Annotated in this window: 19 protein-coding genes; 6 read left to right on the top strand and 13 right to left on the bottom strand. The window is 68.2% G+C overall.

The window, feature by feature from the left end; all coding sequences use genetic code 11:
• Positions 1-3 precede the first annotated feature (3 nt).
• The 7 genes from cckA to flgB form a co-directional block, all read right to left on the bottom strand.
• The gene (gene cckA / locus ASE66_RS06235) at positions 4-2,508 is read right to left on the bottom strand and encodes a cell cycle histidine kinase CckA (protein ID WP_057188757.1); all 2,505 of its coding nucleotides are present in this window, start codon (positions 2,506-2,508) and stop codon (positions 4-6) included.
• Positions 2,509-2,593: 85 nt separating this feature from the next.
• Positions 2,594-3,661: a flagellar biosynthesis protein FlhB gene (gene flhB, locus ASE66_RS06230; RefSeq protein WP_057188756.1), complete on the bottom strand. Its 1,068-nt coding sequence runs from the start codon at positions 3,659-3,661 to the stop codon at positions 2,594-2,596.
• Positions 3,662-3,673: 12 nt separating this feature from the next.
• The gene (fliR, locus tag ASE66_RS06225; RefSeq protein ID WP_057188755.1) at positions 3,674-4,432 is read right to left on the bottom strand and encodes a flagellar biosynthetic protein FliR; all 759 of its coding nucleotides are present in this window, start codon (positions 4,430-4,432) and stop codon (positions 3,674-3,676) included.
• A gap of 77 nt (positions 4,433-4,509) precedes the next feature.
• Entirely contained in the window at positions 4,510-4,776 is a 267-nt protein-coding gene (gene fliQ / locus ASE66_RS06220; protein ID WP_057188754.1) for a flagellar biosynthesis protein FliQ, read from the bottom strand.
• Between the two features lie 39 nt (positions 4,777-4,815).
• A complete protein-coding gene (locus ASE66_RS06215; RefSeq protein ID WP_057188753.1) occupies positions 4,816-5,148 on the bottom strand; it encodes a flagellar hook-basal body complex protein FliE in 333 nt (110 codons plus the stop codon).
• 29 nt (positions 5,149-5,177) lie between these two features.
• The gene (gene flgC, locus ASE66_RS06210) at positions 5,178-5,588 is read right to left on the bottom strand and encodes a flagellar basal body rod protein FlgC (RefSeq protein ID WP_057188752.1); all 411 of its coding nucleotides are present in this window, start codon (positions 5,586-5,588) and stop codon (positions 5,178-5,180) included.
• An 11-nt stretch (positions 5,589-5,599) separates the two neighbouring features.
• Positions 5,600-5,983 (bottom strand): flagellar basal body rod protein FlgB, encoded by a 384-nt coding sequence (flgB, locus tag ASE66_RS06205; protein ID WP_057188751.1) that lies wholly within the window; start codon positions 5,981-5,983, stop codon positions 5,600-5,602.
• A 219-nt stretch (positions 5,984-6,202) separates the two neighbouring features.
• Between flgB and ASE66_RS06200 the strand changes: the two genes are divergently transcribed.
• Together ASE66_RS06200 and fliP are read left to right on the top strand one after the other, a co-directional pair.
• Positions 6,203-7,528, top strand: a complete 1,326-nt coding sequence (locus ASE66_RS06200) for a hypothetical protein (RefSeq protein WP_057188750.1) — start codon at positions 6,203-6,205, stop codon at positions 7,526-7,528.
• Between the two features lie 113 nt (positions 7,529-7,641).
• Entirely contained in the window at positions 7,642-8,403 is a 762-nt protein-coding gene (gene fliP / locus ASE66_RS06195; protein ID WP_200964560.1) for a flagellar type III secretion system pore protein FliP, read from the top strand.
• A 9-nt stretch (positions 8,404-8,412) separates the two neighbouring features.
• On the opposite strand, the gene ASE66_RS06190 is transcribed toward fliP, so the two are convergent.
• A complete protein-coding gene (locus ASE66_RS06190; RefSeq protein WP_057188748.1) occupies positions 8,413-11,811 on the bottom strand; it encodes a hypothetical protein in 3,399 nt (1,132 codons plus the stop codon).
• A gap of 390 nt (positions 11,812-12,201) precedes the next feature.
• Positions 12,202-13,110 carry a LysR family transcriptional regulator gene (locus ASE66_RS06185; RefSeq protein ID WP_057188747.1) on the bottom strand — a complete coding sequence of 303 codons (909 nt, stop codon included), beginning with the start codon at positions 13,108-13,110 and terminating at the stop codon, positions 12,202-12,204.
• Positions 13,111-13,252: 142 nt separating this feature from the next.
• Here ASE66_RS06185 and ASE66_RS06180 point away from each other — a divergent pair, with 142 nt between their 5' ends.
• Both ASE66_RS06180 and ASE66_RS06175 read left to right on the top strand, forming a co-directional pair.
• A complete protein-coding gene (locus tag ASE66_RS06180) occupies positions 13,253-14,014 on the top strand; it encodes a hypothetical protein (protein WP_057188746.1) in 762 nt (253 codons plus the stop codon).
• A gap of 190 nt (positions 14,015-14,204) precedes the next feature.
• Positions 14,205-15,170: a Bug family tripartite tricarboxylate transporter substrate binding protein gene (locus ASE66_RS06175; RefSeq protein WP_162262452.1), complete on the top strand. Its 966-nt coding sequence runs from the start codon at positions 14,205-14,207 to the stop codon at positions 15,168-15,170.
• 12 nt (positions 15,171-15,182) lie between these two features.
• On the opposite strand, the gene ASE66_RS06170 is transcribed toward ASE66_RS06175, so the two are convergent.
• The 4 genes from ASE66_RS06170 to fliL are packed head-to-tail and all read right to left on the bottom strand — an operon-like array spanning position 15,183 to position 18,114.
• Positions 15,183-15,980: a MotE family protein gene (locus ASE66_RS06170; RefSeq protein WP_057188744.1), complete on the bottom strand. Its 798-nt coding sequence runs from the start codon at positions 15,978-15,980 to the stop codon at positions 15,183-15,185.
• Positions 15,977-16,423, bottom strand: a complete 447-nt coding sequence (locus ASE66_RS06165) for a DUF6468 domain-containing protein (protein WP_057188743.1) — start codon at positions 16,421-16,423, stop codon at positions 15,977-15,979. Before ASE66_RS06165 ends, ASE66_RS06170 begins: the two co-directional genes overlap by 4 nt.
• 17 nt (positions 16,424-16,440) lie before the next feature.
• Positions 16,441-17,571, bottom strand: coding sequence for a flagellar motor switch protein FliM (fliM, locus tag ASE66_RS06160; protein WP_057188742.1), 1,131 nt, complete (start codon positions 17,569-17,571; stop codon positions 16,441-16,443).
• Between the two features lie 30 nt (positions 17,572-17,601).
• The gene (fliL, locus tag ASE66_RS06155) at positions 17,602-18,114 is read right to left on the bottom strand and encodes a flagellar basal body-associated protein FliL (protein WP_057188741.1); all 513 of its coding nucleotides are present in this window, start codon (positions 18,112-18,114) and stop codon (positions 17,602-17,604) included.
• A gap of 288 nt (positions 18,115-18,402) precedes the next feature.
• On the opposite strand from fliL, the gene flgF reads away from it, so the two are divergent.
• The gene (gene flgF / locus ASE66_RS06150) at positions 18,403-19,146 is read left to right on the top strand and encodes a flagellar basal-body rod protein FlgF (RefSeq protein WP_057188740.1); all 744 of its coding nucleotides are present in this window, start codon (positions 18,403-18,405) and stop codon (positions 19,144-19,146) included.
• Positions 19,147-19,164: 18 nt separating this feature from the next.
• On the top strand, positions 19,165-19,953 hold the full coding sequence (flgG, locus tag ASE66_RS06145; protein WP_057188739.1) for a flagellar basal-body rod protein FlgG: 789 nt from the start codon (positions 19,165-19,167) through the stop codon (positions 19,951-19,953).
• Positions 19,954-19,962 lie beyond the last annotated feature (9 nt).

Here is a 19,962-nt window from a genome sequence, read left to right as displayed (position 1 = left end):
GCTTCAGGCCATCGCCGCCTTCACCGTCTCGACGAGTTGCTTCATCGTGAACGGCTTGGGCAGGAAGTGGAAATCCTCGCCCTCCGGCAGGTTCTTGCGGAAGGCTTCCTCGGCATAGCCGGAAACGAAGACGACCTTGGTGGACGCGTTGCGCTTGCGCAACTCGCCGAGCAGGGTCGGGCCGTCCATTTCGGGCATGACCACGTCGGAGATCACGAGGTCGATCTTGCCCTCGTGCTGCTTGAACAGGTCGAGCGCCTCGACGCCGGACGCCGCCTCATGGACCGTGTAGCCGCGCGAGATCAGCATGCGGGCGTTGAGGGCGCGCACCGCGTCCTCGTCCTCGACCAGGAGGATGACGCCGGCTCCGGTATGGTCGGCGGCGGCCTTCTTCGGCGCTTCCTTGGCGGCGGCCTCGGCGGCGATGTCCTCCTCGGTCGGGATATAGCGCGGCAGGAAGATGCGGAAATTGGTGCCGCGACCGACGACCGAGTCGCAGAAGACGAAGCCGCCGGTCTGCTTGACGATGCCGTAGACCATGGAGAGGCCGAGGCCCGTGCCCTTGCCGACTTCCTTGGTCGTGAAGAAGGGCTCGAAGATCTTCTCCAGATGCTCCTGTGGGATGCCGGTGCCGCTGTCCTCGACCTCGAGCTGGACATAGTCGGCCGCCGGCAGGCTGTCATAGCCGAGCTCGCCGACCTCGGCGGCCGGTACGTTGCGGGTGCGGACCTGGAGCTTGCCGCCGCTCTGCATGGCGTCGCGGGCGTTGACGGCGAGGTTGACCACGACCTGCTCGAGCTGGCCGAGATCGGCCTTGACCGGCCAGAGATCGCGGCCCTGGCGGACGTCGAGCGCGATCTTGTCGGCGACGACGCGCTTCAGCATCAGCGAGAGGTCGGAGAGCACATCGCCGAGGGCCAGCACCTGCGGACGCAACGTCTGCCGGCGCGAGAAGGCGAGCAATTGCCGGACCAGCGAGGCCGCCCGGTAGGCGTTCTGCTTGATCTGCATGATGTCCGGGAAGGACGGATCGGTCGGCTTGTGGCTGGCGAGCAGGAATTCCGAGGCGTTGATGATGACCTGCAGCACGTTGTTGAAGTCGTGCGCGATGCCGCCGGCGAGCTGGCCGACAGCCTGCATCTTGCCGGCCTGGTCCATATTGTCCTTGAGCTTGCGCTCGGCGGTGGTCTCGAGCGCGTAGACGATGGCGCGCTCGCCATCGGTATCCTCGCTGGCGGGCACCGGCGAGAGATAGAGCCGGGCCGAGCGGCCTTCCTCGCCGGCGAGCGTCAGGTCTAGCGGCGCGATCTCGCCCTTGCCGGCGAGCGCCGCCTCGAAGGCCTGGGCGAGGGCGCCGTTGCCGTTGACGAGCTCCTGGATCGTCGCGGGCTGGGCGCCGCCCTGCATCAGGCGCGTGAAGGAGGCGTTCGAGCGCAGAATCGCGCCGTGGCGGTCGACGGTCGCGATCGCCATCGGCGTCGCGTGGAAGAAGCGGGCGAAGCGCGCCTCGGCATCGGTGTGGCGGTCGGCGCCCGCCTCGCCGGCGGCGCGGTTGAGCACCAGCGTGCGCGAAGCGCCGGCGCGTCCGTCCTGGCCGAAGGCGACCTGGTGGTGCAGCCTGACGGGCAGCGACTGGCCGTTGCGACGGCGCAGGTCGACATCGAGCACCTCGATGCGGACATCGCCGGGCTGGCCGCGAATGGCCTGGATCAGCGCGGCGGCGTTGGGCGAGGCGATGTCCTCGAGCTGCAGCCCGCCGGAGCCGAAGCGGGCGAGATCGTAGTCGAGCCAGCCGGCCAGCGTCGCATTGAGGTAGGGCACCTCGCTGTCGGCATCGATCGAGAGAAAACCGGCCGGCGCGTGGTCGAGATAGTCGATCGCGTGCTGGAGCTCCTGGAAGGCGTTCTCCTGGCGCTCGCGCTCGGGGGTGACGTCGGTGACGCTCCACAGGCAGGCCGGGCGGCCAGCGCGGGTGATCGGCGAGACGCGCACCCGGTACCAGCCGACAGCGCCGCGCTCGTTCAGGGCGGGCTCGAGCCTGATCTCCTCCGAGAGGCGGCGGCCGGCGCGGGCGGCGGTGGCGAGGCGATAGATCGCCTCGGAGACCTCGGCGCGGCCCTTGAACAGGCGCTCGACCGGAGCGATCTCGCTGGCGTTGCGGGCGCCGGCGAAGGCGAGATAGGCCTCGTTGGCGTAGACGATGCGGTTCTCGCCCTCGGTGACGACGACGCCGTCCTCGGCCCCGTCGACGATCGCCTTGGTCAGGTCGTTGCGGGCCGAGCGCCCGGCGAACTGGATCAGCCCGATCGCGAAGGCGAACAGGCAAAACACCCCGACGACCGAAAGCAAGGCGAGCAGGCCGAGGATCAGCGGCTGCGCCCATTCATTGGCGATGAAGCCGAGCGCGATCGCGGCGCCGACCAGAAGGCCCGCGACCAGCAGGATGATGCCGACATGGCCGGGCCGGTCGGAACGGTCGATCGCGCTCGATGCCGTGCTTGCGCTCATTGCAGCGGGTCCGTTTCCTTCAGTCGCCCGTCAGTGGAGGGGTCGAGGGCCGGCATATAGCAGAGATGCCTGCCCAGCCAGCGAGTTAGGCGCGCCGGCGCTTCAGGCGCAAGACGTATCCGATCACTTCCGCCACCGCCTGATAGTGTTCGACAGGAATTTCATCATCGACGTCGACGGTGGCGTAGAGCGCGCGGGCCAGAGGCGGGTTCTCGACGATCGGGATGCTGTGCTCGCCGGCGACCTCGCGGATCTTCAGCGCGATCGCATCGACGCCCTTGGCGACGCAGAGCGGCGCGCCCTGGCCGGATTCGTATTGCAGGGCGATGGCGTAGTGGGTCGGGTTGGTGATGATCACCGTCGCTTTGGGCACCTGCGCCATCATGCGCGAGCGGGCGCGCTGGGCGCGCAATTGCCGCAGCTTGGCCTTCACCTCGGGATTGCCTTCGGTGTTCTTGTACTCGTCCTTGAGTTCCTGCTTGGTCATGCGCTGGCGCTGGTACCAGGTGAAGCGCTGGTAGCCGAAATCGCCGATGGCGATGATCGCGAAGATGGCGAGCACGCTGGCCATCAGCTTGATCGTCATGACGAGCACGGCCGGCAGCAGGGCGTGCACATCCATCTGGGCGAAGCCCTGCAGGCGGTCGCGCTCGCCCCAGAGCACGATCCAGACGCCGACGCCGACCAGGGCGATCTTGGCGAGGCCCTTGGCGAAATTGACCCAGGCCTCCTTGCCGAAAATCCGCTTCGCCCCGGCCATCGGCGAGATCCGGTCGAATTTCGGCATCATCGGCTCGGTGGTCCAGAGCGGCTTGTGCTGGATCAGCGCGCCGGCGAGCGCGGCGATGAGGATGAAGCCGAGCGGCAGGGCCATGATGGCAAAGCCGGTCATCACGCCCTTGCTGGTGACGTGGAAGAGGGCGCCGGCGTCGTCCGAGACCTGATGAGCGTTCATCAGGAAGGAGCGCAGCGAGAGCGCGGCGTCGCGGGCCGAGCTGCCGGCTGCGACCATTAGCGCCAAAGTGAAGCCGCAGAGCACGAAGAAGGTGCCGATCTCCTGCGAGCGCGCGACGTCGCCTTTGTCGATGGCTTCGTCGAGCTTTCGCTGGGTCGGTTCTTCTGTGCGATCTTCGTTCTCGACGTCTCCCGCCATCGCTCTATGTCCTTACAGACCGATGAATTGGCGCAGGAAGGCGCCGAGATCGTCGAGGAAGACGCCCATCATCACTCCGACCGAAGCGAAGAGCACCAGCATGCCGCCGAGGATCGAGGCGGGGACCGCAAGGAAGAAGACCTGGAGCTGCGGCATCAATCGCGCCAGCACACCCAGGCCGAGATTGAACAGCAGGCCGAAGACGATGAACGGGGCCGAGATTTGCACCGCGAGCGAGAAACCCTGCGCCATCGCCTTGACCGCGAGGGTCATCACGTCGCCGATCTCGGGAAAGCCGCCGGGCGGCAGCAGCCGGTAGCTCTCATGGATGGCGGCGAGTGCGAGATGGTGCAGATCCGTCGCCAGGATCAGCGTGATGCCGAGCATCGAGAGGAAATTGGCGATCGAGGGATTCTGAAGACCGCCGCTCGGGTCGACGGTGACGGCGAAGCCCAATCCCATGGTCTGGGCGACGATGAAGCCGGCCGTCTGCAGCGCCCCCATAAGCAGGCGCACGCTGGCGCCGATGACGAGCCCGACAAGGATTTCGCTGATCAAGAGCCCGCCCAGCGCTGCCGGAGTCTGCGGGATGGTGATCGCACCGCGCGCCATTGGCAGGATCACGAGTGCCAGGAAGAAGGCGAGGGAGAGCCGGCCGCGCGAGAGGATGAGGCGCTCGCCGAGGCCCGGCATCAGCATCACCAAAGTACCGACGCGCGCGAAGACCAGCACGAACAGCGCGCTGAGCTCGGGCAGGATGGCGATCTGCATCGGGCGAACCCGGCTCCCACGCCAGCAAGGCGCGCCGACCGGACTCCGTGGGTAGGAGGCGCTGGCTGGCGCTGAATTCATTCGCCCGTGGCGATTCGGACGGCGACCCTGCCCATATAACCCGCCAGAGCGTCGCCCATGAACGGCAAAAACAGCAGCAGCGCCGCGAAGACCGCGATGATCTTCGGGACATAGACCAGGGTCTGTTCCTGGATCTGCGTCAGCGCCTGGATCAGCGAGACGACGAGACCGACCACGAGCGCGATCAGCATCAGCGGCGCGCCGGCCTTGAGGAAGACGACGATGCCGTCACGGGCGACGTCGAGGATGGCTGCGGAGGTCATAGGCTCACATTCCGTTGTGCGCTTTGCGGGATGGCGGCGTCAGACCGGCATCCGCATGATTTCCTCATAGGCGGCGATGACCCGGTCGCGCACCGCCACCAGCGTCTCGATCGCGGCCTCGCTCTCGGCGACGGCCGTGACCACGTCGACGACGTCGGAGCGGCCGGCGGCGACCTTGCCGGTCTGGATGTCCGCCTGGCGGGCGCTCTGCGCGGTCGATTCCAGTGCCTTGCTGACGAGGGACGAGAAGTCGGGCAGGCCGGCGCCGGCCCCGTCGAGGCCACCGACCGAGGCCGGCTTCTTCAGTAGGGCGCTCGCGCCCATGCCCTGGACCGAGGCATAGGCGCCGGCGGCGAAACTCGAGGTGGTCATCGGGTGGGCTCCGCTTCAGCCGTGGGAGGTCAGGCGCGCAGGATGTCGATGGTGCGCTGGATCATCCGGCGCGTGGACGAGATGACGTTGAGATTGGCCTCGTAGCTGCGCTGGGCCTCGCGCATGTCCATCGACTCGATCAGCGAGTTGACGTTGGGCATGCGGACCTGGCCGCTGGCGTCGGCCGCCGGATGGCCCGGATCGTATTTCGTCTTGAAATCGCTGCGGTCGCGGCTGACGCGACCAAGCTCGACCACCTGGGCCTCGAGCTCGCGGTCGAGCTTGCCCTGGAAGGTCACGATCTTGCGGCGATAAGGGTCGACGCCGGCGCGTTCCGGCGAGGAATCGGCATTGGCTAGGTTCTCGGCGATGACGCGCATGCGCCCGGCCTGGCCCTTGAGGCCGGAGGCAGCGACGGCGAGACTCTTGAGCAGATCCATGATGCGGCTCCTCAGCGGCCTTTGCCGATTGCGATCTTCATCAGCCCCAGGCTCTTGCTGTAGAGCGAGGCGGCGAGCTGGTAGTCCGACTGGTTCTGCGCAACCTTCATCATCTCGTCCTCGAGATTAACGCTGTTGCTGCTCGGCGTGGTCTCGAAGCGCTTGGGATCGCGCGGATCGAAGCCGCCTTGCTGGCCGGAAAGGCCGAGATGCATCGGCGAGGTCTGCGCCAACGTCATGGCGCCGCCGGCCGGGGAGGGGGCGCGCAGGTCATGAGGCTTGAAGCGCGGCGTATCGGCATTGGAGACATTCTCGGCGAGCAGCTTCTGCCGCGCCTGATGCCAATGCATGCGCGTCTTCAGCGCTCCCATCAGGCCGAGGCCGTTGTTCGCCATGCCGCAATCTCCCGTCGGCCAGCGCCGAAGTGGGAAATTATTGCCGGGTGCATGGTTAATATCGGGTTAATTCACAGCGATCTGCACGGTGGTGTTAACCATCTGCTAACCATGTTTCTCGAACTGGCGGTGCTTATGGTATAGCCAGCTCCGTCTATCCGCCTGATCGCCCTTACAAAGAGCGGTCAGCGGCTGTCGCGTCGCTTCATGAGGCAGACCTTGCAGACTTTGTTTGGCTTCGAACTTTCTTCCGGCCTGCGCTGGATCATCGCCTTCGCAGTGGTGCTGCTCCTGGTGGCGCTGCTCGGCTTCTTCCTGCGGCGGATGAGCGGCGGCCGTTTGAAGTTCAAGGGCCAGGGCGGGGGACGCACCCGCCAGCCGCGCCTCGGCGTGGTCGATGTCTACGATCTCGATCGGCAGCGCCAGCTGATCCTGGTCCGGCGCGACAATGTCGAGCATCTCGTCATGATCGGCGGCGCCTCCGACGTGGTGGTCGAGACCAATATCTTGCGCAGCGGCGGGCGTGTCGCCGTGCCCTTGCCGACCGAAGGCCTGGCCGAGCGGCCGCTGGCGCTCGAGCCCGAGCCGCGCCCGCATGCCGCCGAGGAGCCGCGCCCGCTGCCGCCCTCGCCGGTGCCGGCCCTGGCCGTGCCGGTCGAGCCCGTACCGCCGCCGCGCCCGGCCCCTCCGCCGGCCCCGCCGCCGCGCGCGGTCGTCCAGCCCCCGACTCTGCCGCCGCCGCTACGACCGGCTCCGGCTCCCCAGTCGGCCTCGATTCCGCCGGCTGTCGCCGCGAGCGCTGTCGGCATCGGCGCCACGCTGGCGCGCGATCCGGCCCCGGCCGCCAGCGCCAGCGAGCTCGGCGACATGGCCCGCCAGCTCGAGGAGGCGCTGAAGCGCCCGTTCTCGGCCGTGCGCCCTGGCTCGGCTGGCCCGCGGACCGAGCCGGAAGCGCCGCCGGCGCCCAAGCCGGTGGTCACGCCTCCGCCGGCCGCTTCCGAGCCTCCGACCGCCCCCAAGCCGGCAGCGCCGGCTCCCGCGCGCCCGGCGCTCGACATGGAAGCCGAGCTCGAAATGGCGCTCGGGCTGAAGCCTGCGCCGGCGCGTCCGGCCGCATCCGAGGCGCCGTTGGTCGCCCCGCCGGTCTTCGCGCCGCCGAAGCCGCCGGCCGCCGGACCCGTGAAGGCGGACGAGAAGAAGCCCGAGCCGGCGAAGGAACAGGCGCCGGAGCCGAGCAAGCCAACCAAGTTCGCGCCGGTCTTCGACGACGTGCTCGACGAGGTGCAGGATACCGCCAAGGCCGACAAGGCCGAGGCCCCGGCCAAGAACGAGCCCAAACCGAGCGAGTCCAAACCTGCCGAGGCGAAGCCTCAGGAGGCAAAGGCGGCGGACACCAAGGCTGCTGACGCCAAGCCGGCCGAAGTCAAGCCTGCCGACGAGCCGAAGCCGGCCGCCAAGCCGGCTGAGGACGATCCGTTCTCGGTCGACGCGATCGAGGCCGAGTTCGCCCGCCTGCTAGGGCGCGATCCCAAGACGAAGGGTTGAGCTCGCTCCTCCGGTGTGAAGGCGCCGGGGGATAGCGGCGCAAACCCTCTTCCCGCCTCCGAGCCTTGCTCTAGCTTTCCCGCGAGCCCGAGCCGTGATTCGGGCAGGGGCGGATGATGGGCAGGCGGATACCCACGGGACGGAGATTGCGCTGGCTGGCGGGGTTCGCCGCGGCGCTCGGCATGCTGGGGATCGCCGCCGTCGCGCAGGCCCAGACGCTCTCGCTCGATCTCGGCCAGGGCGGTGTCACCGAGCGGGCGTTGCAAGTGATCGCCACGATCACGGTGCTGTCGCTGGCGCCGTCGATCCTGATCATGGTGACCTCGTTCACCCGCATCGTGGTGGTGCTGTCGTTGCTGCGCTCGGCGATCGGCACCCAGACGGCGCCGCCCAATGCGGTGATCATCGGGCTCTCGCTGTTCCTGACCGGCTTCGTGATGGCGCCGACCCTGAAGGAGGCCTATCGCGTCGCCGGCGCGCCGGTGATCGCCGGCCAGATGCAGCCGCAGGAAGCGTTCGAGCGCGGCATCGTGCCGTTCCGCGAGTTCATGCTGAAGCATGTGCGCGAGAAGGACCTGGCGCTGTTCATGGAGATGTCGCGCGAACCCCCGCCCGAGCGCCCCGATCAGGTCCAGATTCAGGTGCTCATTCCGGCTTTCATGATCTCGGAACTCCGGCGCGCCTTCGAGATCGGCTTCCTGCTGTTCGTGCCGTTCCTGATCATCGACCTGGTGGTCGCCTCGATCCTGATGTCGGTCGGCATGATGATGCTGCCGCCGGTAACGGTGGCGCTGCCGTTCAAGCTGATCTTCTTCGTGCTGGTCGACGGCTGGGGGCTGGTCGCCGGCTCGCTGGTCAAGAGCTACGGCAGTTGACGCGACCGCTCAGCCCTGGCCCGGCTGCGGTCCGGAATTGGCGGCGTCCGCATCTCCGGCCTTGCGTCGCTCCCGCACGGCGCTGGAATAGGCCGGGTAGCGCTTACGGTATTCCTTGAGGAAATCGGTCATCGTGTCGGAGCCGGCGGCCGTGCGTGCAGCTTCGCGGATGTCGGCGACGCTGGCCCGGCTTGCGCCGGTGACGAAGCCGAACAGCCTTGCGTCGGCACCCTGCGCCATCTTGGCGGCGAACTTGGTGCGCAGCCGGTCGAGCGAGAGCGCTTCGTCCGACATGACATAGCCGATGGCGGCGCGCATCACGTCGCCGCGCTCGCCGTCGCCGAGCGGCGTCTGGCCGCGCCAGCTTTCGCCGAGGATGCGTTCGAGCGCCTCGCCGGCCTCGCGCCAGCGCCGGCCGTTCCAGAGGATGTCGGCGTTGAGCCGGTCGACCTCCGGGCCGCTCTCGCCCTCCAGCAGGTCGAGCGCCTGGTCGGTGCGCGAGAGATCGGAAAGGCCCTTGGCCTCCAGCAGCAGGCGAGCGCGCTTGACGTCGGCCGGCAACTCGGCGAGCCGGGTCGAGACGATCGCCTGCAGCGCCTCCGCCGGCTTGCCGTTCATCAGCCGGATCATGGCGAGCCGCGTCGCGACGGTGGAGCGGGCCGCGCCGGTCAGGCGCCGATCCATCTGGTATTGCAGGATTTCGCTGGCCTGGTCGAGCAGGTCGAGCTCGACCAGCCGGTCGGCGAGCAGGCGAGTGATCTCGTCGCCGCGCCGGCCGATCGGCAGGAATTCCTTGAAATCGTAGAACATCGCCAGGGCTTCGAGCCGCGGCAGCTTCTCCAGATTGGGATCGCTGAACAGCGCCTCGAAGCGCTGGGCGGTCTCGTCGTGCAGGAGCCGCGTCGCCGGATGCTCCGGGAAGATCTCGTTGGCGCGCCGCGCCGTCTGGAAGGCGTCGCGCCAGCGCTGCTGCTCGGCATAGAGGCGGCCGAGCTCGGCCAGGGCCTCGATCTCGACCTCGCCGCCACGCCAGATCGCCGAGACCGTTTCCAGCCGGGCTATGGCTTCGTCCGGCGAGAAATCCGCGCGCTTCTCGGCACGGGCGAGCTTGACGGCGCGCAGTTGCGCTTCGGCCGCGATCGGCCGCGTCTTCGCCTCGAAGAGCGGCTTGTAGCCGTTGATCGCCTCCTCCGGCCGGCCGCTGACATCGTCGAGCCTGGCGCGTAGCAGCGCCAGCTCCTCGGGATTGATCAGGTCCTCGGGCATCTCGGCGAGCAGGCCGATCTGCTTTTCCGCCACCGTCGCCTCGCCGCTGGCGAGCGCGGCACGCGCCATGGCCGGACGGAACTCGGCCTGGAGATCGGCCGGGTAGCGGTCGAGGATGTCCTCGGCCCGGCGGAAGCCGGCGAGCGCCTGGGCGCTGCGCCCGAGTCTCTGCTCGGAGAGGGCGCGCCAGAGCCCGGCCTCGGCCTCGTCGCGGATCGGCGCGGCGTCGAACGCCTTCAGCGCCTCGGCGCTGCGCTGCATGCGGGTGGCGATCACACCGCGCAGGAACAGCGCGTCGCGGTTGCCACGCATCGCGGCATCGTCGGCCAGCAGTGCATTCAGCGGCCCGGCCGCTTCCGGCATCATGCCGTTGGCGGCTAGGAAGCGGGCCAGCGCCAGCCGGGTCTCGGATTTCCGCCCACGCGAGGCGCCGGCGACCTCGCGCAGCAGGCTCGCTGTACGGTCGCGGATATCGGCAGTGTGCAGAGCGGACCAGGCTTCGCTGTCGAGCAGCGGCCGCGCGGGGGCCTGGGCGTTCTTTTCCGCCTCGCGCGGCTTTTCGGCATCGAGGCTGACGATCAGGCCGTTCTGGCGGCCGATCCGGACCTCGTCGGTGTCGGCGCGTACGGCGAGATCGTCCGCGACGGCGCTGACGACGACGCCATGGGCGCTTTGCGGCAAGCCGAACTCGATGAAGCGATAGGGTTTGGCGACGGCTCGCGTCGGCCCCAGCACGGTCGCGACCGCCAGGCTCGGGCCGCCTTCGCTGTTCTCCAGCCAATGCACGCCGGTCAGGCCGGACACCGGCACGGCGACGATGGTCTGGCCGCGCTCGTCGGCGTCGCGACGAGGCGTAAGCGCCCCGGCCGGCTTGCCGGCCTTGTCGCCGAAGGTCAGCGACCATTGCGTGTTGTCGTCGGAGAGCCGCACGATCTGCTGGCGACGGGTCTTCAGCCTGACGATGGTGACCTTGGCCTCGCGCGTGACGGTGACGTCCTGCACCAGCGCCGGCAGCACGCCCTTGAGCTTGTCCGGGTCGAGCGTGTCGCGCGTATCGAAGACGAGCGTGACCCGGCCGGGCTCGGTGAAGGCGGCAGCGCCGGTCGGGCGCGAGAAACGGAAGTCGATGCGGCCGCCATCGCCATCGGCGGCGGAGGCGGTTTCGACATCGCGGGGCGGCGCATTGGCGATGGCGGCTGCAACCGGCTTGGGCTGGGCCTGCGGCGCTTCAGCCTTCGGGGCAGGGGACGGCGCTGCGGCAGCAGGCTTCTGCTCGGGCGCCTTGGCCTCCGCCGGCTTGTCTCCGCTTGGTGGAGTGGCCTGGAGGTCGGCCAGCGAGAGCGGGGTGGCGGCGCCAGGATAGGGCAGGTCGACGGTCCAGCCGGTCTCGTCGCGGAAGCTGCGGAGCTGGCGGTCCTTCGGCACGCTGAAGACGAGCTGCGTCCGGTCATCGCCGATCGTCGCCTGCTCAAGCGTGAAGTCGGCCGGCAGCAGGCTGCGGATCTGCGAGGGCGTCACCGCCAGCGGCTGGTCGAAGTTCAGCGTCAGCTTGCCGTCGTCGAGGCTGGGGGTGAGCAGGGCCTCCGGCGGCGCCGAGAACATCAGCCGGTCGAGCGTCGGCAGGCGGGCGGTGCGGAATCCGAGCGTCTTCGGCGCGGGCGCAGGCGCCCGGGCGATGTCGCGGGCGCGCGCCTCGGCGAGGCGCAGGCGCTGGGTGAGTTCGGCGAGGACCTCGGGCGGTAGGCCCGGCAGCTGGCCGGTCCAATTCTCCGGCAGAAGGTCGATGAACGCCTTGTCGCCCGCTTCGAGCAAGTTGGCGCGATAGGGACGGGCGAGCGCCAGGCGCAGGCCGCGTTCGTCGGGATCGATCCTGATCACCGAGATGTAGCTCGGCAGCTCGGCGGCGAGCCGGCCCAGGTCGAGCTTCACCGGTTGGCTGAAGCCGATCACGACGACGCCGTTGGCGACACGCACCCGCGTCGTCACCGCCTCGTCGAAGGTGAAGGACAGGCGGCCGAAGCCGGCGCGCATGGCTTCGCCACGCAAGGTCGCGGTGGCGGCTATTGCCGGCGCGGCAAAGCCGGCAGCGAGGCTCAGCGCCGCCAGGCCGATGCCGAAGCTCAGGGACCGCAGGATACGCACGACCGCTACTCAACCCGACGCAGAGGCGGAGCAGCGACAGGCCGCTCCAACCTGTACGGAGGCTAGCCCGTCAAGGATAACGGGGCGTTAAAGGGCGTCCTTTGTGAAGGCCGTGTCCGTCCACGTTGACCGATGTCGATGTGCAGCCTCCACGCCTGCCCCATTGGCATCCGCCTGGCCGCGCCTGGTCGTCGGCGCTCGGCGGCCTGGCGTACCTGTCGCTCTCTTAATCCGCTTGTAATCCGCCTGCCGGGGATCAGCGTCTAAAGCCCGTTCACTCGTCTTGGAATGGGCCAGCAGCACATGGCGCTCGAGACGAGGCGGGCCCGCGCCCGAGGGAAGGGGGCGCACTGTTGGGAGGCAGTTGCGTCCCCTTCCTGCTCCCGCTCCTCACGTATGGCCGGCTGCATAACCCCTGGCGCTTCGGGCGAGATGTCGGGCCAGCGCTCGTGCGGCCGGGGACAAGGTTCGCCCCTTGCGCACGCAGATCTTGAGGCAGGCCTTGCGCAGGTTGCGGCCCTGGAGCGGAACCGTGACGAGACGCCCTTCGGAAACGTCCCGCTGCGTCGCGCAGCGGGTCAGGACGCTGACGCCGAGGCCGGCCCGAGCGAAGGAGCGCAGCGACTCGATCGAGTTCGTCACCAAAGCCGGCTTGAGCTCGATCCCGGTCGCCGCGACCATGTCGTCGACGAGGCGGCGCAGGCCGAAAGTCCGGTCGGGGAGGGCAAGGCGCATCTCGCCGATCTCCGCGATCCTGACCGACTGCCGCTGCGCGACGGCATCGCCGGGATGGGCAGCGAGGACCAGCGCATCGGCGATCTCGGCGAGCGAGAGGACGCTGCGGTGGAGGATCGGGTTGAAGGCCACGATCACATCGGCCTCGTCGTCGAGCAGGCGCTGCACCAGCTGGTCGGAGCTCGCGACCATGATGTCGAAACTCACCGAAGGGTGGGCAGCCGAGAACTCGGCAAGCGCTGGATAGACGAAATCGTCCATCGCGCCTTCGACCGTCCAGGCGCGGACATGCCCGCGCTTCATGCCCTGGAGCTCGTCGATGGCCGAGCGCGCGGTCTGGACGCTGTCGAGGATGATGCGCGCCGTCTCCAGCACGGCCGCCCCGGCCGTGGTCAGCCGCATGCCGCGCGCCCGGCGCTCGAACAGGGCGGTGCCGTATTCTTCCTCCAGGCTGGCGATCTGGCGGCTGATCGCCGATGGCGCGACGCGCAGCGTATCCGCCGCCTCACGGACCGAGCCGTGATCGGCGACGAGGGCGAAATAGCGGTAGCGGGCGAGCGACATGGCAGGGGGCAGAGGCCGAGGCAAGAGCTTCGGACAGTAGGGGAGTGTTGCCGGATCGGCAACGAACTCTCCGCGAATCCGTGCTGGCTGATCGGCGGGCCCGCCCTCTACGACTAGGAAAACCAGGCGAGGAAGCGATCAGATGTACTCCACCCGAACCAGTCAGGACGGCAGCTACAGGTTCATCCCGGCCGTCTACCAGTACTCAGGCGGGGTCGCGGCTGAGCCGGGCTTCCGGATCGAGCGCGCGCAGCTGGTCAACCCGGTCCCGCTGGATCGCGGCCTTCAGCTGATCGAGGCGCATCTGAAGCAGGCCGGCCGGCCGCTGGCCGCGCTCTGCGCCTGCGAACTGCGTTCGCCCGAGCCGTTCTCGGAAGGCGGGTTCGATGCCTTCAACCGGCTCTATGCCGCACGTCTCGACCAATGGGGTGTCCTGCAGGGGCAGGTGAACCCCGTCGCGCGGACGAATATCTGTCCCGAGATCGGCAAGCCGGACGCCGTGTCGCTGCATGCCTTCAGCTATACCGTTCCCGATGACGCGGCCCGTGTAAGCTTCGTGGTGGCGGGCAGCGGCGAGGCGCCCGAAGGCGGCGCCGGCTACGCGCAGGGAACGATCCGGCCGGGCGATGCCTCGCCCGACGGCGTGCGCGCCAAGGCAGAGTGGGTGATGGGCGAGATGGAGCACCGCCTGGCGGGACTCGGCTATGGCTGGGGGGATGCCACGGTCGCGAACATCTACACGGTTCGCGACATCCATCCGCTCCTGGCGGACGTCCTCCTGCCGATCACCAGCCTTGGCCGCGCCGTGACCTGGCACTTCTCGCGGCCTCCGGTGGCCGTCCTCGACTACGAAATGGATGTGAGGGGCCTGCCGCGAGAGATCGTGATCGAGGCGCGGGCCTGACCCCTTTCGGACGCTCCGGTGTGTTGCCGGAAATCGAACGGTGCGGCGCGCGGAGCGCGCTGCCGCGAGCGCCTCGCGACCATTGCTGTCGGGTATCCCGAGCTTTCGCCAGCAGATGACCGCCGGGATCAGAACGTCCCGTCGAGGCCACGAGGACGCAGTTTCACACCATTTTCCCCTGGAGGATTCGATGTTGCTTGATCGACGTGCGCTTCTTCTGGCGGGGCTCACCCTGCCGACGCTGGCCAGGGCGCAAACGGCGTGGAAGCCGGAACGGCCCGTGCGATTGATCCTGCCGTTCACGGCGGGCACATCGATGGACCCGGTGGCGCGGCTGGCGCAGGAGAGCCTCAAGGATACGCTCGGCCAGAGCGTCGTGGTCGAGAACATCGCCGGCGCCGCGACCGTCATCGCCGGGGCCGAGACGCTGAAGTCGCCACCCGACGGGCACACCATGCTGATGATCGCCAACAGCTTCGCGGCGAACATCACGCTGCGGACACGGACCGCGGACTGGCAGCGCGCTTTCGTCCCGGTGGTGCAGGCGACGGTGGTGCCTCACGTCCTCGTCGCTGCGCCATCGCTGAAGACAGACTGGGCGGGCTTTCTCAAGCGCCTGCGCGAGAGCGGCGGCTCGATGACCTATGGCTCGCCCGGGATCGGCACCTCACCGCATCTGGGGGCCGAGCATTTCCTGCGGCTGGCCGGCGGCAAGGCTGTGCATGCGCCCTATAACGGCACCGCGCAGCTCTTCGTCGACCTCTACGCCGGCCGGATCGATTTCGCGCTCAGCAACCTGCCTGATGTCGTCCAGCCGATCGAGGAGGGCAAGCTCACCGCGCTCGCGGTGACGGCCGAGCAGCGGGTGCGGGAATTACCCAATGTCCCGACCTTCGCCGAGCTGGGCCTGCCCGACCTTCTGTCCGACAGCTGGTTCGGCATCATGGTGCGGCGCGATACGCCGGCGCCGGCCCGCGAGGCGCTGGAGCGCGCCTGGCTCAAGGCCCTGGCGCGCCCGGACGTGCGCGAGCGCCTGCAAGCCTTGAGCTTCACCGTGCTGGCGCGCCCTGGCGCCGAGTTCGAGAAGGTGATCGACCGCTACGTCGCGACCTATGCGACGATCATCAAGGAAAGCGGCATCAGCGTTCAGCAGTGACCAGCGGCGGGCTTAGCGCCGGGGGGCGGGCTCGATCGCCGGCAGCTCGTTGCCGGCAGGCATCGGCGCCGGGGCGCGCTCAGTGGCGACGGCGGGGCGGCCGCGCACCGACAGCGCGACGGTGAGACGCTCGGCCGCCTCGGGCGACATGGCGGCGAGCACATCCGACATCTTGCGCGGGCTCATCTGCTGGACGACTGGGACGAGGATGTCGAGCGCCAGCCGGTCGAAGACGCGGGCGGCGTCCTTCGGCTTCATTGTCTCGTACATGATCACGAGGTTCTTGACCGCCTGATTGGCGTCCGCCTCCTGCTTGCGCGGCCCATCGACCTTCTCTTCGAGCGCCTTGAGATCGTCGACGCGACCGCCGAGCTTCTTCTCGGCCGAGTCGAGCAATTTCTCGCGCATGTCGAGCTCGCGCATGCGGGCCTCGATCTCATCGCGCCGCTGGCCGAGGCGTTCGAGCAGCGCCTTCTCAGCCGGCGACACCGGCTGGACGGTACCGTTCATCAGGCCGGCCTTGTTGTTCGGGGCGGCATCGCGCTTGGCCTGTTCCTCGGGCGGGAGCTTCGGTTTCGGCGGGTCGATAGTGCCGGTCGTCTCGGGATCCATGAAGACGTCGGGCTGGTGGGCCTTGGCGATGATCTTGGCGAGGCCCCAGACCTCCTTCTCCGGCTTCACGTTGAACACTTGGGGGCTGGCGGGGATCTTGCCCGGGCTGGGCTCCGCCGACCAGGCAAGCAGCTTCAGCACCAGGAGACCCATGGCGCCGAGGATGACTGCCGGGATGAGGCGGGGCGTCTGGATCACGCAGCCTGGCCTTCGAGCCGGCGGGCGGCGCGGGCGCGGATCGCGGCGGCGGCATCGGCGGCGCTCGCCATGCGCGAGAGGGCGGGCTTCTCCGGCGTGGGCTCGGGCTTGGCCGCGACCATGCTTGCGGCGCTGACGATCTGGCCGATGCGCTCCATCACCGTCTGGCCGGCCTCGATCTGCTGGGCGAGGTCGGCGGCATAGCGCTCGGCGGTCTGCAGGCGTTCGGCGAGGGTGCGGTCGCAATCGCCGAGCGTCAGCTTCAGCCCGGCGATGGCGCGCTCGGCCGTGTCGGTGGCGGAGATCAGGGCCCCGATGGTCTGGCGCATGGCGCTCTCGTCGGCTTTCAGCCGCTCGATGCGCTTGGAGAGCACGAAGCAGGTGATGATGGTGGCGACCAGCAGGCAACCCACCAAGGCGTCGGCGATCAGGGTGATGGTCATGGGGCGGGTCTCCCTGGTCAGGACGCCGAAGTGAGATGGCTGGTGTCGAAGGCAGCCATGGTCGTCTTCGAGCGCCGCAGCGGGCTCACGACCTGGACGGCGATCTTGTCGTCGACGCGGCCGATCCGGCCCTCGCTGACGATGAACTCGCCGCAGCGCAGCGAGGCGACCGAATCGGGGCGGGCGTCGAACATCAGCGTGTCGCCGATCTCGAGCTTCATCACCCGCTTCAGCGGCATGGTGCATTCGTGCAGCACGCATTTCACGGCGACGTCCGCCTGCCAGACCTCGGTGGCGAGGTGGTTCTCCCAGATCGGATCGCGCCCGAGCTTCTCACCCATGAAGCTCTCGAGGAGCAATTCACGGATCGGCTCGATGGTGGCGTAGGGCAGGAGCAGATGGAGCGAGCCGCCGCGGCCTTCCATGTCGAAGCGCAGCTCGACGCGGATCGCGGCGTTGGCGGGCCGCGAGATCGAGACGAAGCGCGGATTGGACTCGATCCGGTCGATCTTGAAATTCACCGGCGAAAGCGGCCTGAAGGCGGCCTCGGCATCGCCGAGTACGACGCCGATGACGCGGCGCAGCAGGCTCATCTCGATCGAGGTGAAGGGGCGCCCGTCGACGCGCCCGGCCGTCTGGCCGCGCTTGCCGCCGAGCATGGTGTCGAGCACCGAATAGGTGAGGGCGGACTCGATGGTGACGAGGCCGAAATTATCCCATTCCTCGGCCTTGAACACGGCGAGCATCGCCGGCAGCGAGATCGAGTTGATGTAGTCGCCGAATCGGACCGAACGGATGCTCTCCAGTGTCACCTCGACATTGTCGCTGAACAGGTTGCGCAGGCTGGTGGAAAGGAGCCGGACCAGGCGCTCGAAGATGATTTCGAGCATCGGCAGGCGTTCATAGGTGACCGAGCCGGAATCGACGATCGCCTGGATGCCGTTGCGCCCGCCCTTGCCGTCATCTCCGATGGAGAAGCCGAGCATGGTGTCGATCTCTTCCTGATTCATCAGGCGATCGACATTGGCTTCCTGCTCGCTACCGTCCTCCGAGACGATGTCGGACATGGTGGCCCATTCGGCCGCCATGCCTTCCGGCGTCAGCGGGAGCTTGTCCTTGTCCTGGGCTTCGAGATCGTCGTTGGCCATGATGGTCTGCTTTGAGCGATCGGGCTGCTGCTATTGCAGCAGCAGTTCCTTGAAGAGGACGGCGTCGACCTTGGCCGGGTAGACGGTGACGTTGACCCGGCGCAGCAACTCTTCCTTCAGGCGGTACATCCCGGCCGAGCCGTCGAGGTCGGAGGGGCGCAATTCGCGCATGAAGACCTGGAAGGCGTCCTCGACGCGCGGCAGCAGCGGCTTGACCTGGTCTGCGGTCTTGGGATCGGCGATCTCGAGCGCGACCTTGATCTTCACGATCGGCTGGCGGTCCTGCTGCGGACCGGCGGAGATGCCGATCATCATGTCCTTCATCTCGACAAAGGTGATCAGCTTCTTGGCAGCCGCGGCCGCCTGCTCGGCCGTCACCTCCTCGACGGGCTTCGTCTTCATGAAGAAGAACCAGCCGCCACCGAGCACGGCGACGAGCGCTGCCGCGCCGCCGATCATGACGAGCTTCTTCTTGCCGGATTTCGGCGCCGCCTCAGCGCCGCCCTCGGCAGCTTCGTCGTCCTTGTTCGCCTTCTTCGCCATCTCGGCCCGCCCGCCCGGGACGGGCGCCGCCCCGGCCCGTCTCTCTGTCCCAGACCCTGCCCAATTACAGTTAACGGCTCGTTAAGGACGGCAATTTTTGCCGGGCCGTTTCTGCCATGCCGGCGGGTTCGATCCAGCAGTGGTGAAGGCGGTCTTCAGATCGATATTCAATGATATCAATAATTTGTCTGGATTAACCATGTTGGCACGCCGCTTGCCACCCGATTGGTGTGGCCACCGCGCTGGGGAGCGTCGGGGCGGCCACGGGACAGATCGGGAGCAGGAGCCGTGGAAAACGCGCTTCTCGTCAGCCTGTCGCGCCAGATGGCTCTGGCGCGTGAGCTCGACGTTATCGCCAACAATGTCGCCAATGTCGGCACGAACGGCTTCAAGGCTCGTTCGGCCCGCTTTGCCGAGTACGTCTCGCCGACGGCGCGGGCCGACACGTTCCAGACGCAGGATCGGCGGCTCTCCTATGTCATCGACAAGGGCACGCCGATCGACCTGTCGCTCGGCATGATCGAGCGCACCGGCAACCCGCTCGACGTCGCGCTGCAGGGCGAGAACTATCTGGTCGTCCAGACCCCGCAGGGCGAGCGCTACACCCGCGCCGGCTCGCTCGACATCAATGGCCGCGGCCAGCTCGTGACCCAGGCCGGCCAGCCGGTCATGGGCGATGGCGGCCCGATCGTGTTCGGCTCGACCGAGAGCAACCCGCGCATCGCCACCGACGGCACGGTCACGTCCGACCAGGGCCAGCGCGGCAAGCTGCGCATCGTCCGCTTCGACAATCCCCGCGCCCTCGCCAGCGACGGCGCCAACCTGTTCTCCTCGACCACTGCTGCACAGGCCGCGGGCCCGCAGGCGCGGCTCGAGACCGGGGCGATCGAGCGCTCCAACGTCAAGGCCGTGGTCGAGATGACCCGCCTCGTCGAAGTCCAGCGCGCCTATCAGAGCCTCTCGGCGATGATGGGCAAGACCGATGAACTGCGCGCCAAGGCGATCACCCGCCTGGCCGATCAGCAAGCCTGACGCGGAAGGAGCAGATCCATGCGCGCGCTTTACACCGCCGCCACCGGCATGATGGCCCAGGAACTCAACGTCCAGGTCATCTCGAACAACATCGCGAACGTCCGCACCACCGGCTACAAGCGCCAGCGCATCCATTTCCAGGACCTGCTCTACGAGCATGTCCGCCGCGCCGGCACGCAGACCTCGGACCAGAACACGCAGGTGCCGGCCGGCACCTTCATCGGCTCGGGCGTCAAGACCGCCTCGACCGGCCGGGTGATGAGCCAGGGCAACCTGACGCCGACGGAGAAGCAGTACGACGTCGCCGTCCGCGGCGAGGGCTTCTTCCGCATCCAGATGCCGGACGGCCGCACCGCCTATTCGCGTGACGGCTCCTTCGACCTCGATAGCCAGGGCCGGCTGGTGACGCGCGACGGCTACCAGGTCCAGCCAGGCATCACCGTCCCGAACAATGCGACGGGCGTCAACATCAACGCGCAGGGCACGGTCGAGGTCAATCTTCCCGGCCAGACCGCTCCGCAGCAGCTCGGCCAGATCCAGCTCACCCGCTTCATCAACAAGGTTGGCCTCGAATCGATCGGCGACAACCTGTTCATCGAGACGGCGGGCTCCGGCCCGGCGATCGACGGCCTCGGCGGCGAGGAAGGTTTCGGCACGCTGCAGCAGAACTACCTGGAAGAAGGCAACGTCCAGGCGGTCACCGAGCTCTCGTCGTTGATCGCGGCACAGCGCGCCTACGAGATGAACTCCAAGGTGATCTCGGCGGCCGACCAGATGATGCAGTCGACCACGCAGATCATGCGCTGACGAGGGATG

Origin of the sequence: Allobosea sp. Root483D1 (assembly GCF_001429505.1) — a bacterium.
GTDB lineage: Bacteria > Pseudomonadota > Alphaproteobacteria > Rhizobiales > Beijerinckiaceae > Allobosea.
This window is presented reverse-complemented; position numbering and strand designations above follow the sequence as displayed.

What these genes read in the sequence shown, in the direction of transcription:
- cckA (WP_057188757.1), bottom strand. Translation starts at nt 2,508, where the DNA reads ATGAGCGCAAGCACGGCATCGAGCGCGATCGACCGTTCCGACCGGCCC.
- flhB (WP_057188756.1), bottom strand. Translation starts at nt 3,661, where the DNA reads ATGGCGGGAGACGTCGAGAACGAAGATCGCACAGAAGAACCGACCCAG.
- fliR (WP_057188755.1), bottom strand. Translation starts at nt 4,432, where the DNA reads ATGCAGATCGCCATCCTGCCCGAGCTCAGCGCGCTGTTCGTGCTGGTC.
- fliQ (WP_057188754.1), bottom strand. Translation starts at nt 4,776, where the DNA reads ATGACCTCCGCAGCCATCCTCGACGTCGCCCGTGACGGCATCGTCGTC.
- ASE66_RS06215 (WP_057188753.1), bottom strand. Translation starts at nt 5,148, where the DNA reads ATGACCACCTCGAGTTTCGCCGCCGGCGCCTATGCCTCGGTCCAGGGC.
- flgC (WP_057188752.1), bottom strand. Translation starts at nt 5,588, where the DNA reads ATGGATCTGCTCAAGAGTCTCGCCGTCGCTGCCTCCGGCCTCAAGGGC.
- flgB (WP_057188751.1), bottom strand. Translation starts at nt 5,983, where the DNA reads ATGGCGAACAACGGCCTCGGCCTGATGGGAGCGCTGAAGACGCGCATG.
- fliP (WP_200964560.1), top strand. Translation starts at nt 7,642, where the DNA reads ATGATGGGCAGGCGGATACCCACGGGACGGAGATTGCGCTGGCTGGCG.
- ASE66_RS06185 (WP_057188747.1), bottom strand. Translation starts at nt 13,110, where the DNA reads ATGTCGCTCGCCCGCTACCGCTATTTCGCCCTCGTCGCCGATCACGGC.
- ASE66_RS06180 (WP_057188746.1), top strand. Translation starts at nt 13,253, where the DNA reads ATGTACTCCACCCGAACCAGTCAGGACGGCAGCTACAGGTTCATCCCG.
- ASE66_RS06175 (WP_162262452.1), top strand. Translation starts at nt 14,205, where the DNA reads ATGTTGCTTGATCGACGTGCGCTTCTTCTGGCGGGGCTCACCCTGCCG.
- ASE66_RS06165 (WP_057188743.1), bottom strand. Translation starts at nt 16,423, where the DNA reads ATGACCATCACCCTGATCGCCGACGCCTTGGTGGGTTGCCTGCTGGTC.
- fliM (WP_057188742.1), bottom strand. Translation starts at nt 17,571, where the DNA reads ATGGCCAACGACGATCTCGAAGCCCAGGACAAGGACAAGCTCCCGCTG.
- fliL (WP_057188741.1), bottom strand. Translation starts at nt 18,114, where the DNA reads ATGGCGAAGAAGGCGAACAAGGACGACGAAGCTGCCGAGGGCGGCGCT.
- flgG (WP_057188739.1), top strand. Translation starts at nt 19,165, where the DNA reads ATGCGCGCGCTTTACACCGCCGCCACCGGCATGATGGCCCAGGAACTC.